At 68.9% G+C, this 11,854-nt stretch carries 10 protein-coding genes; 9 read left to right on the forward strand and 1 reads right to left on the reverse strand.

What is annotated here, in order from left to right; genetic code table 11:
• Positions 1-32: 32 nt before the first annotated feature.
• From OG811_RS23945 to OG811_RS23970, 6 genes are read left to right on the forward strand one after another with little or no spacing between them, the layout of a single operon-like run.
• Positions 33-1,271 carry an acetyl-CoA acetyltransferase gene (locus tag OG811_RS23945; RefSeq protein WP_406068840.1) on the forward strand — a complete coding sequence of 413 codons (1,239 nt, stop codon included), beginning with the start codon at positions 33-35 and terminating at the stop codon, positions 1,269-1,271.
• Positions 1,272-1,282: 11 nt separating this feature from the next.
• Entirely contained in the window at positions 1,283-2,797 is a 1,515-nt protein-coding gene (locus tag OG811_RS23950; RefSeq protein WP_406068842.1) for a carotenoid oxygenase family protein, read from the forward strand.
• An 11-nt stretch (positions 2,798-2,808) separates the two neighbouring features.
• Entirely contained in the window at positions 2,809-4,515 is a 1,707-nt protein-coding gene (locus OG811_RS23955; protein WP_406068844.1) for a class I adenylate-forming enzyme family protein, read from the forward strand.
• 40 nt (positions 4,516-4,555) lie between these two features.
• Positions 4,556-5,263: a VOC family protein gene (locus tag OG811_RS23960; RefSeq protein ID WP_406068845.1), complete on the forward strand. Its 708-nt coding sequence runs from the start codon at positions 4,556-4,558 to the stop codon at positions 5,261-5,263.
• 41 nt (positions 5,264-5,304) lie between these two features.
• Positions 5,305-6,294: an NADPH:quinone oxidoreductase family protein gene (locus tag OG811_RS23965; RefSeq protein WP_406068846.1), complete on the forward strand. Its 990-nt coding sequence runs from the start codon at positions 5,305-5,307 to the stop codon at positions 6,292-6,294.
• A complete protein-coding gene (locus OG811_RS23970; protein WP_406068847.1) occupies positions 6,291-6,743 on the forward strand; it encodes an acyl-CoA thioesterase in 453 nt (150 codons plus the stop codon). Before OG811_RS23965 ends, OG811_RS23970 begins: the two co-directional genes overlap by 4 nt.
• Here OG811_RS23970 and OG811_RS23975 read toward each other — a convergent pair.
• A complete protein-coding gene (locus tag OG811_RS23975) occupies positions 6,679-7,974 on the reverse strand; it encodes an MFS transporter (RefSeq protein WP_406068848.1) in 1,296 nt (431 codons plus the stop codon). The genes OG811_RS23970 and OG811_RS23975 overlap by 65 nt on opposite strands.
• A 153-nt stretch (positions 7,975-8,127) precedes the next feature.
• On the opposite strand from OG811_RS23975, the gene OG811_RS23980 reads away from it, so the two are divergent.
• From OG811_RS23980 to OG811_RS23990, 3 genes are all read left to right on the forward strand, one after another.
• On the forward strand, positions 8,128-9,138 hold the full coding sequence (locus OG811_RS23980; protein ID WP_406068850.1) for a zinc-binding dehydrogenase: 1,011 nt from the start codon (positions 8,128-8,130) through the stop codon (positions 9,136-9,138).
• A gap of 39 nt (positions 9,139-9,177) precedes the next feature.
• Positions 9,178-10,116: a winged helix-turn-helix transcriptional regulator gene (locus tag OG811_RS23985; RefSeq protein WP_406068851.1), complete on the forward strand. Its 939-nt coding sequence runs from the start codon at positions 9,178-9,180 to the stop codon at positions 10,114-10,116.
• 73 nt (positions 10,117-10,189) lie between these two features.
• Positions 10,190-11,401, forward strand: a complete 1,212-nt coding sequence (locus OG811_RS23990; protein ID WP_406068852.1) for an acetyl-CoA C-acyltransferase — start codon at positions 10,190-10,192, stop codon at positions 11,399-11,401.
• Positions 11,402-11,854: the final 453 nt, after the last annotated feature.

The following is an 11,854-nucleotide window of genomic DNA, read 5'->3' on the forward strand; positions in this document are numbered from 1 at the left end:
TCGTAGGAATAATCAATCGAGGAGGTGATCTGATGACCGGGTCCGTCTGGGTCCTTGGTGGTTACCAGTCAGACTTTGCCCGCAACCTGACGCGGGAGGGCGGTGAGCTGTCCACCCTCACCGCCGAGCTGCTCGACGGGGTCTTCGACGCCACCCGGCTCGACCCCGCGCTGGTCCAGTCGCTGCACGTGGGAAACGCTTTCGGACAGCTGTTCACCGGCCAGGGCCAGCTGGGAGCCATGCCGGCGACCGTGGACCCGCGCCTGTGGGGGATCCCCGCATCCCGCCACGAGGCCGCGTGTGCCTCCGGGTCGATGGCCCTGCTCTCGGCCACCGCCGAGCTCGAGGCCGGCCGCTACGACGTCGCCCTGGTGCTGGGCATCGAGATCGAGAAGACCACGGACACCGCGACCGGCGCGCGCCACCTCGGCGCCGCAGCCTGGATCGGCCACGAGGGCGAGGACGCCACCTACATGTGGCCCTACATGTTCTCCTCTGTCGCCGACGAGTACGACCGGCGTTACGGGATCGACAACGCGCACCTGCGGGCCATCGGCGAGCTCAACCTGCGTAACGCCCGGAGTAACCCCAACGCCCAGACGCGCGGATGGGACCTGACGCCGAAGAGCTTCACCGAGGACGACGTGGCCAACCCGGTGGTCGAGGGCCGGCTGCGGCGGACCGACTGCAGCAACATGACCGACGGCGGCGCCGCGGTGATCCTGGTCAGCGACCGCTTCTTGCGCGCACACCAGGACGTGGCGGCCCGCCCCCGCGCCCTGATCTCGGGCTGGGGCCACACCACGGTCAGCCTGGACCTGAAGCAGAAGCTTGAGCGGAGCGCCGGCGCGCCCCATGTGCTCCCGCATGTACACACCGCCATCCAGGGCTCCTTCAAGCGCGCCAGCATCGCGGGGGTGGAAGAACTCGACCTCGTGGAGACGCACGACTGCTTCTCCATGAGCGAGTACGCGGCCATCGACCACTACGGGGTGACCGAGCCCGGCGAGAGCTGGAAGGCGATCGAGAACGGCGACCTCGAGAAGGACGGCCGCATCCCGTTCAACCCCAGCGGCGGACTGATCGGCGGCGGTCACCCGGTCGGGGCCACCGGCGTCCGCATGATGCTCGACTGCTTCAAGCAGGTGACCGGCCAGGCCGGTGACTATCAGATCGACAACGCCTCCCGCGTGGGGGCGCTCAACTTCGGCGGCAGCACCGCCACCACGGTGGCCTGGGTCGTTTCCGGTGGCGACGCAGCAGGAATCTGAGGAGAAACCCCTTGGAACTCGAACTGGTCAACCGCTACGTGACCAACCTACCTGAGGAGGACGACCACCCCTACCGCACGGGAGCGTGGACGCCGCAGACCGCGGAGTGGAACGCCGTCGACATGGAGGTCGAGGGAGAGATCCCCACCGACCTCGACGGTGCCTACATCCGTAACACCGAGAACCCGCTCTACGCCTCGATGAAGATGTACCACCCGTTCGACGGCGACGGGATGCTGCACATCGTCGGCTTCCGTGACGGGCGCGCGTTCTACCGCAACCGCTTCGTCCGCACCGACGGCCTGCTGGCCGAGATGAAGGCCGGGGAGGCGCTGTGGGCCGGTCTCGCCGAGCACCCGTCGCTGACCAAGGTCGACTACGGCTGGGGAGCCCGCGGGATGCTCAAGGACTCCTCCAGCACCGATGTGGTCGTCCACAACGGCGACGTGCTCACCACCTTCTACCAGTGTGGCGACCTCTACCGCCTCAGCGGCACGACCCTGGAGGCCCTCGGCAAGCAGGACTTCCATGGTGCACTTCCCCCCAAGGACGGCATCTCGGCGCACCCGAAGGTCGACGAGCACACCAACGAGATGATGTTCTTCAACTACGGCGTCGAGGCGCCGTACATGCACTACGGCGTGGTGGACGAGAACAACAATCTCGTCAACTACTGCGACATCCCGCTGCCCGGTCCGCGGCTGAGCCACGACATGGCGATCACCGAGAACTACTCGATCCTCAACGACTGCCCACTCTTCTGGGATCCTGAGGCGCTCAAGCACGGCAAGCACGCCGTGCGGTTCTTCCGGGACACCCCGACTCGGATCGGGGTCATGCCCCGGCACGGCAAGACCGCCGACCTGCGCTGGTTCGAATTCAAGCCCACCTACGTCCTCCACTGGCTCAACGCCTACGAGGACGGCGACTGGATCGTGCTCGAGGGCTACTACCAGATGAATCCGGCGCCCACCCCGCGCCCCGGCGCCAGCGGCTACGAAGCAATCTTCCGCTTCCTGGGCATGGATCAAAAGGATCCCCGGCTGCACCGGTGGAGATTGAACCTGCGCACCGGCGAAACGCAGGAGTACGACGTCAGCGACGTGCTCTGCGAGTTCGGCATGATCAATGGCCGCCACGTGGGCCGTCGCCACCGCTACTCCTACTCGGCGCTCCGCGAGCCCGGCATGTTCCTGTTCAACGGCTTCGTGAAGCAGGACGACGTCACGGGGTCCATCGAGAAGGTGAAGTTCCCCAAGGGCGTGTTCGCGAGCGAGACCGCGGTCGCCCCCAAGGTCGGCTCGACCAGTGAGGACGACGCCTACGTCGTCACTCTCACGACCGACCTGGTCAACGACCGGTCCGAGTGCCTGGTCTACGACGCCCAGGACGTCACCGCCGGTCCCGTCGCGCGGATCAGGCTGCCTGAGCGAATCAGCAGTGGCACCCACTCGACCTGGGCGCCGGGCTCGGCCATCGCCGGATGGGACACCGCCGACAACCCGCTCCACGCGGTCCGGGTCTGAGGGGCGCCGAGGTGAGGCTCTTCAGTACGGAGGCCGTCGAGCAGTTCCTCGCCGACGGCTGGTGGACCGGCGACACGTGGGCCGACCGCTTCCGTCGCAACGTGGCGGAGCACGGCGAGCGCACGGCCGTCGTCGACGCTTCCAACAAGAGGGCGTTCATGGGGCAGGACCCCAGGCGGCTGACCTGGCACCAGCTCGACCGGGCCGTCGATCGCGCGGCCGAGGTCATGTTCCGGCACGGCATCCGCGAAGGCGACCGGGTCGGTGTCCAACTCCCCAACTCCGTCGAGCTGATCATCACCTACCTGGCCATCAACCGGCTCGGCGGCATCCTGTCGCCCTATCCGATGCCCTACCGGCGGCACGAGATCCGGCAGCTGGCGGAGATCGCCGAGGTCAACGCCCTGGTCACCACCACCGGCTTCGGGGGGCGGGACCTCCAGCCCGACATCACCGAGGTCGCCCGGGAGGTCGGCGGCGCCGCCGTCTTCGTGTGGCACGCCGGGAGCGACGGCGACGGCGTGCCCGTGGACTTGGACCGGGTGCTCGGTGACGAGGAGCCGGCTGCCGACTACCGAGACTACGTCGACGGACTCGAGCAGCACCCCAACGACTGCGTCCTCATCATCTTCACCTCCGGCACTACCGGTGTCCCCAAGGGGGTGCCGCGGGCGTCGGGCGACTCGATGGTGGCCGCCTTCTCCCTGGCGCAGTCACCCAACCTCACCTACGAGGACACGATCCTCAATCCGATGCCGATGGTGAACGCCGGCAGCATCTCGGGGATCTTCCTTCCCTGGCTGCTCACCGGCTGCACCCTCGTGCAGCATCAGCCGTTCGATCTCCAGGTGTTCGCCGAGCAGATCGAGCAGGAGCGCGTGGTCTACAGCGTGGTCGCGCCGACCACCCTCAACGACATGGTCACCAGCGACCTGTTCTCCAAGTACGACCTGACCTCGTTGCGTGCGCTGGGCTCGGGGTCGGCCCCGATCAGCGGATGGGTCATCGAGCGGCTGGAGAAGGACCATGGCGTCGAGGTGATCAACTTCTTCGGCGCAACAGAGGGCATGCAGCTGACATCTGACCGGGACACGGTGCCCGACCCGGCCGTGCGCGGGCGCTCCATCCCGCTGCCGGGCAGCGCTCGGTTCGCCTGGCGCACCCGGCTGGGCCGGGCCACCCGGATCAAGCTCGTTGACCTCGAAACCGGCGCGCAGATCAACGAGCCGGGGATTCCGGGCGAGCTCCGGGTCAGATCGCCCAACCTGTTCTCCGGATATCTCAACCAGGTCGAGGATCCCTTCGACGAGGACGGATACTACTGCTCCGGCGACGTGTTCGAGCTGTCCACCGAGGAGCCGGACATGCTGGTCCACGTCGACCGCAAGAAGGATCTGATCATCCGCGGGGGCGTGAACATCTCCGCGGCCGAGATCGAGTCCCTCCTGATCTCGCACCCCAAGGTGGGAGAGGTCGCCGCCGTCGGGCGCAAGGACGCGCGCCTGGGCGAGCGCACCTGCGTCTTCGTGGTGCCCCGCGACGCCGACGACCCGCCCGAGCTCTCGGAGCTGATCGCTCACCTCAATGCCATGGGAGTCGCCAAGTTCAAGCTGCCCGAGTTCCTTGAGCTCACCGCTGCGCTGCCGCGCAACCCGTCGGGCAAGGTCCTCAAGCGCGAGCTGCGGAGCCTCATCAACGACACGGCCAGCGCTGTGTGACCCGGCGTCGCCGCCCCACCCCGCACCAAGGAGCATCATCGTGAGTACCCCGTCCCTTCCCGAGCTGCGCCAGGTCGTCCTCCTCACCGGTGACCTCGAGGGCACCCTCTCGACCATCCGTTCGGCGTTCGGCGTCCCGGCCGGGTTCCGTGACGTGGAAGGCATGGGCGCCGTCGGCTTCAACCACGAGGTGGTCGGCTTCGACCGGACCTACCTCGAGGTCTGTGAGCCCAAGGACCCGGAGTCGCCCCTCGGCCGCAAGACCGCCGAAAAGGGCGATTCGGGTTTCATGGTGGTCGTCCAGGTGCCGCACGCGGACGGCATGCGGCAGCGGGCCGACGAGCTCGGGTTCTCCCCGATCGTGGCCAAGGAACATCACGGCAACCCGCTGAGCCAGTGGCACCCGCGCGACTTCGGCACCCTGGCGGAGTTCGACGAGATCAGGCCCGCGACCAGCTGGCACTTCGCCCCCGACGTGTACGACGCGCGCAGCACGTCGGTTGTCCTGGACATCAGCGCCGTGCGGCTGTCCGTACCGGATCCGGCCGCAATGGCTCATCGCTGGGCCACCGTGGCCGGCGGAACGGTCAACGACAACGGGACCTCCGTCGACCTCACCGGCCGGACCGTCCACTTCGCCGACCTGCCCGGGTCTCGGGGACTGAAAACCGTGGAGTGCGTGGCCAGGGACCGCGGGCGAGTGGGGGAGACCCACCGGATCTGCGGCGTCGACTTCGTGCTCGTCTGACCGGTCCGATCCACCTCCGAAGACTGCGAGGAGAGAACGCGATGAAGGCATGGCAGGTCGCCAGCCTCGGTGAACCCACGGCTGTGATGAGGCTTGAGGACGTGCCGGTGCCCGAGCCCGGGCCCGGGCAGGTGCTCGTCCGGGTCGGGGCGACCGCGCTGAACTTCCCCGATGTGCTGATGTCGCGGGGCGACTACCAGCTCAAGCCCGACCTGCCCTTCACCAGCGGCATCGAGGCCTGCGGCACGGTGCTCGCCTACGGCGAGGACGTCTCGGGTTTCGTCCCCGGCGACCGCGTCTTCGGGCTGACCGAGCTCCCCGCCGGCGGGTTCGCGGAGGCGGCGCTCCTCGACGCGGCCGTGACGTTCCCCGTGCCGTCCGACCTCGATGACGCCGAGGCCGCCTCCCTCTTCGTGAGCTACCAGACCAGCTGGTTCGCCCTGCATCGCAGGGCCCGGCTCGCAGCGGGGGAGACGCTGCTCGTCCACGCCGCGGCCGGTGGCGTCGGGAGCGCGGCCGTCGAGCTCGGCAAGGCCGCCGGCGCTCGGGTGATCGCCGTGGTGGGTGGCCGGGAGAAGGCGGCTGCTGCCGGAAACCTGGGTGCCGACGTCGTCGTCGACCGCTACACCGAGGACTTCGTCAAGGTCGTCAACCAGGTCACGGACGGCAGGGGTGTCGACGTGGTCTACGACCCGGTCGGCGGCGAGACCTACACCCGCTCGACCAAGTGCATCGCCTTCGAGGGCCGGATCGTCGTGGTGGGATTCGCCGGTGGCGAGATCCAGACTGCCCGGCTCAACCATCCCCTGATCAAGAACTACTCGATCCTCGGCTTCGTGTGGGGCCGGTACCGCCGGACCTACCCGGAACTGGTGCGGGAGTGCAACAACGAGCTGACACGGCTGGTGGCGGAGCGGAAGATCCGCCCGCTGGTCGGTGAGCGCCTGCCGTTTGAGGAGATCCCCGCCGCCCTGGATCGGTTGGGCGCGGGCAAGAACATCGGCCGCCTCGTCTTCGTGGCCGACCGATGAGCCGCGACTCGGGGACCGCGCACCGTGACCACGCGACGTACGACGTCGTGTTGGAGGTGCGCTGGTGGGACCAGGACCTCCTCGACCACGTCAACCACGTGATGATCGTCAGCTATCTCGCCGAGGCGCGCACCCGCTGGCTGGGCCACCACGCGGTGACCGAAGGGGTGCCTGACTTCCGGCACCCGCGGGTCGTCGTCAAGCTCGAGGTGGAGTACGTCCGCGGGGTGACGGCCGGACGGCCCCTGGTCGTCTCGATGCACGTGTCCCGCGTCGGCGGCGGCTCGTACACCGTCGCCTATCGCGGGCACCAGGACGGGACGACGGCGTTCCGGGCCTCCACCGTCCTCGTCCCGACGGCGGGGGACGGCTCGACGAGGAAGGTCACCCCCGCCGAGCGTGCCTACCTGGCTCAATTCTCGGGGAGCCGGAGCGAGCTGTCGTCGTGACGTCCGGGGCCGCGCTCCCGATCACGGCGGGCCGGCAGAGCACCGCGCCCAGCCCGGTGACGGCGGCGACGGCGAGCAGAGCAGCCTCGACCGAGACGAGGTCGGCGGCGAGTCCGTCCATGGCGCCGGCGACCGGTCGTGAGCCGATGAAGCCCATCAGCCAGAAGGCCATCACCCGCCCGCGCAGATGGTCGGGGCACGCCTCGTGGAGCAGGGTCGTGACGCTGGTGAGCGCGAGCGTCATCCCCAGGCCGCCGAGGGCGAACCCGGCCATCGAGACGGGGACGGTGTAGCTCAGGGCGAGAAGCGCGAGGCTCGCGGCCATCGTCGCCAGGCCCAGCGGGGCGAGGCCCTGGTCGCCGAGCCGGCGCCGCAGGGGTCTGAGGACCAGGAAGCCCGTGGCCGCGCCGGCGCCGAAGGCGGAGCCCAGCCAGCCCACCAACGCGGCTCCGCCCCCGAGTTCGTGAGCGATCGATGGTGTGAGCGTCATCGACGGATCGGCTCCGAATCCCACCGCGGTGACCCCGAGCAGCAGGGCCGCGACCGCCCGGTTGCGGCGGACGAACTGCCAGCCGGACCGGATGGAGGTGTCCTCGCCCCCGTTTCGCGGCGCCGGATCCGGCAGGCGCAGTGGCACCATCGCCACGGCGAAGCCGAGGCTGCCGGATGCCGCGATCACGAGCGCGACCCCGGGCCCCAGGCTCGAGTAGACGAAGGCACCGATCGCCGGGGCAGCGGCACGTGCCACCAGCAGGGGCAGGGCGTTCAGGGCGACGGCGTCGCCCAACTCCTCGGGGCGCACCAGGGAGGGCACGATCGATTGGATCGCCGGACCACCCACGACCAGGCCGACGCCGACGCAGAGCGAGCTCGCCAGGATCGCCGCCAGCGGGACATCGTTGCCCATCACGAACACGGTGATCGCCAGCGCTCCCGAGCCGAGTGCGCTGACCAGCCGGCCTGCGACGATCTGTTGCTTCAACTTCCCCCGGTCGGCCCTGGCTCCGGCAAGGGGGGTGAAGAGCAGTTGGGGAAGGAACTGCACCGCGGTGACTGCGCCGACGAAGAGCGCCGAGCCGGTCACCTTGTAGGACACGATCGCGGCGACCACGCTGTGCACCCAGACGCCCACCGACCACAGGATCTTGCCCCAGAAGTAGGGCCCGAAGGGGGCCGTGAATAGCAGCGGCAGCCAGCCCCTGCTCTCGTCCGCGGCCCGCGACTTGCGCATGTCGTCTCCTGACACTGTGAGCGATGCCGCATGACCCACGGCGAGCGCCGAATTCCTGCATCTACGGGAGGCTCGACGGAAAGGAAGACGCGGTAATAGGGTGGGTATCGGTGGCAGAATACTATGAGTTCAAGAGTTAGGAGGGGGTGGCAGATGGTCGCGGGCACCACTTGGGCGGTACAGCTCGCCCGCATCCCTGGGGAGCGGGTCGAGCCCGAGGACTTCGCGCTGCACGAGGTGCAGGCGCGGGTGCCGGCCCCTGGCGAGGTCGTCGTACGCACCGATGCGCTCGGCCTCAACGCAGGGCTGCGACACCGGCTCGGCACCGGAAGGTCCACCACTCTCGGCCCCGCCCTCGAGGTGGACGACGTGCCGCGCAGCGACGGGGTGGCCACGGTCGTCGCGTCGGACGACCTGTCGCTCCCCGAGGGGAGCAGAGTCGTGGGCCTGCTGCCGTGGGCCGAGCTCTCCACGATGCCGGCCCGCGAGCTCCTGCGCGTCGACCCCAGGCTCTCCCCCGAGGAGCTGCTGACGATCCGTGGCCATGTCGGGCTCACCGCCTACGTCGCGCTCACCCGGGCGGGTGCGGTGAAGCCGGGCGAGACCGTCTGGATCTCCGCCGCAGCCGGGGGAGTCGGGGCCTGCGCCGTACAGCTTGCGCGGGTGCTCGGCGGCAGGGTGCTCGCCAGTGCGGGTGGGCCGGAGCGGGTGCGGTTTCTCGCGGACGAGCTGGGCGTCGAGCACGCCCTGGATCGGACGGAGAACCTCGCCGCCCAGCTGGACGAGGCGGCCCCCGACGGCATCGATCTCTACCTCGACCTTGTCGGCGGGGACCACCTCGATCTGGCGCTGCCGCGCCTACGGGAGCGCGGGCGGGTGGTGCTGGTGGGCCGAGCGGCGGCCACCCCGTCGAGCACCATCACCCTGGACCACCCGGCAATGATCCGCCGCAGGCTGGGAGTGCTGGGGATGTCAGTGACCGATCACCCCGACGCCCTGCCCGACCTGCTCGACCTGGTCGATGGCGCTGATCCCGCGTTGAGGGCGGTGTGCACCGTCTGGCACGGTGCGGCTGCCCTCGGCGAGGCCTTCGCGGCTCTGTTGCGAGGCCGGATTCTGGGACGTGCGATCATCGACCTGCGTCACGATGCCGCAGACGATTGAGTGACGATAGGGCAATCACCCCCATGAGGAGATCATTTGATGGGCATCGTCGAGGGAGGAATCGACACGGGTGTGGGCGCCAGCCGGACCGGGGCCGCGCTGGGGATCATCTGTGACCACTGGAGTCTCCTGATCATCCAGCGCATCTTCCTCGGCGAGCGGCGCTACCAGGACATCCGGGAGTCGATCGGCGTCTCGGACTCGATCCTGGCCGACCGGCTCAAGCGACTGACCGACGGCGGAGTCCTGGTGAAGGCGCCCTACATTGACGGACGGGTCAGGTACGAGTACCGCCTGACGCGGGCCGGCATGGCCACCTGGCGCATCTACGTCGCGGCCTACACGTGGGAACGGCGGTGGCTCGACTGCGGCAGCGACCCACGTCCGGAGCTCCGCCACGCCCTGTGCGGAGAACTCGCCGATCCTCAGGTCATCTGCGCCAAGTGCGACCTGCCGGTGAAGGGCCGGGACCTGAGCTCGGTCAACGCGAGCAAGACGCTGGGCTACGTCGGATCGGCGCCGCGGCGGCACCGGCAGTCTCGGACCCTGCAGCGGGTGACCTCACACGGCCTGTTCCCCGACACGATGGAGCTGCTGGGAGACCGCTGGAACACCGCGATCGTGTCGTCCGCGATCATCGGGCTGCGCCGGTTCACCGACCTCGAGCGATTCCTGGGCATCCCTCCGACGGTGCTCTCCGCGCGGCTTACCCGCCTCGTCGAGCTCGGTGCGCTCCGAGCCGAGGCGCTCGCCGGCGGTGGACGCAGTGTCTACCGATTGACCGACAAGGGCGCCGGCTTCGGCGTCGTACTCATGCAGATCGTCCGGTGGAGTGACGAGCACATCGGGTCACGGGCCCACAAGTCGCTCGAGATCACCCACGACCCGTGTGGCCGGCTCCTGCTCCCCGAGTTCGTCTGTGGGGCCTGCAGCGAGCGACTGAAGCGCACGGAGATCCGCTTCGAACTTCTTAATTAGGACCGGCGCCAGGCCGGCTGGTCTCATCTGAGCAGCCCTTGACTCGACTCACTTCGTAAATCATAGTGAGCGTGTGGCAGCTCACGCATACGTCTACGACGCGATCCGTACGCCGCGGGGCAAGGCATCTCCCGCAGGCGGCCTGGCGCAGCACTCGTCGATCGACCTGGTGGTCCTGCTGCTGCACGAACTGGCGCAGCGCGCGGGACTCGACCCCGTCGACGTCGACGACGTGGTGCTCGGTGCTGCGCGCCAGCACTTCGACCAGGGGTCGAACATCGCTCGGGTGGCGCCGCTGATGGCGGGATGGCCGGAGAGTGTCCCCGGCACCACCATCAGCCGGGCCTGCGCGTCCGGCCTCGAAGCGCTCAACACCGCAGTTGCCCGGATCAAGGCGGGCGACGCTTCGTTGATCGTGTCCGGTGGCGTGGAGTCCCTCTCGCGGGTCCCGATGTTCTCGGAGAAGAGCCCGCTCTGGAACGACCCCGTAGTCATCAACACGGTCGGGGCGGTACACATGGGCATCGCGGCGGACGTCGTGGCCACCCAGGAGGGCTTCGATCGGGAGGAGCTTGACGAGTTCGGGCTGCGCACCCAGCAGTTGGCCGCCCGGGCGCAGGCCGAAGGGCGATTCGCCCGATCCCTCGTCCCGGTGCCCTCGAAGGTGGGCGGCGAACCGCTCGCGCATGACGAGCAGGTGCGCCCGCAGACTACTCTCAAGCAGCTGGCAGACCTTGAGCCGGCGTTCGTGGAGATGGGCGCCGAGGGTCAGGACGCGATCGCGCTCTCTCGCTTCCCCGAGCTCGGCCAGATCCGCCACGTCCACACGCGCGGCACGTCGCCCTCCCTGGCCGACGGAGCCGGACTGATCCTGGTCGGTGACGAGTCCGCAGGCGCCCGCCTCGGGCTCGAGCCGCGCGCCCGTGTGGTGGCGACCGCGGTCCGGGCCGTCAATCCCGTCCAGATGCTCACGGCTGGTCAGGTCGCGACCGAAGCTGTGGTGGCGCGCGCCGGGCTGTCGCTGAACGACATCGACCGCTTCGAGTTCGCTGAGGCGTTCAGTGCGCTGTGTCTGCGTTTCCAGCGCGACCTCGACGTCGAGGACGAGCGCTTCAACGTCAACGGCGGCACGATCGCGGTCGGCCACGCCTTCGGGGCGACCGGGCCGTTCCTCGTGGCCAACCTCATCGATGAGATCGAGCGGTCCGGCGGGCGCTATGGGGTCGCCTCCATCAGTGGTGCGGCCGGCATCGGCGTCGCCACCCTCGTCGAGCGCGTCTGTTGAAGAGTTGGAGCATGGGGACCATCAACACGACCCTGCGCCCATGGCGGGACCGGCCGGCGGGCGAGGCTTTCGAAACCGCAGCAACCGTGGCCGTTACGGCAACGGCCCGCCCGGCAGTTGGAGGTGGTGATCCAGATCGTCTCCCGCCTTGTGAAGGGCGAGAAGGTCGACTGCGACGACGAGACCCTGCAGACCGAGGGCCTGCCGCTGCCGCCACATGCTCTACCGCCGGTCGCGAGGAGCGGGCGCTCATCCAGGACTGCTTTGCAGTAGGTGTCGACGAGGTGTGCGTGGTGCCCACGACCGCGGGTGACCCCGGCGGCCCGCGCAGGCTGACGGCCGTGGCCGAACTGTGCAGGGATTTTCTTCGGACTTCACTTGACGCCGCGTCCGGCGACACTCATGCTAGCTCTCAAATAAGTAGTGACATGGGTCTCACTTCACGAAATGCCC

It is taken from the genome of Micromonospora sp. NBC_01638 (genome assembly GCF_045209745.1).
Classification (GTDB): Bacteria; Actinomycetota; Actinomycetes; order Mycobacteriales; family Micromonosporaceae; genus Micromonospora.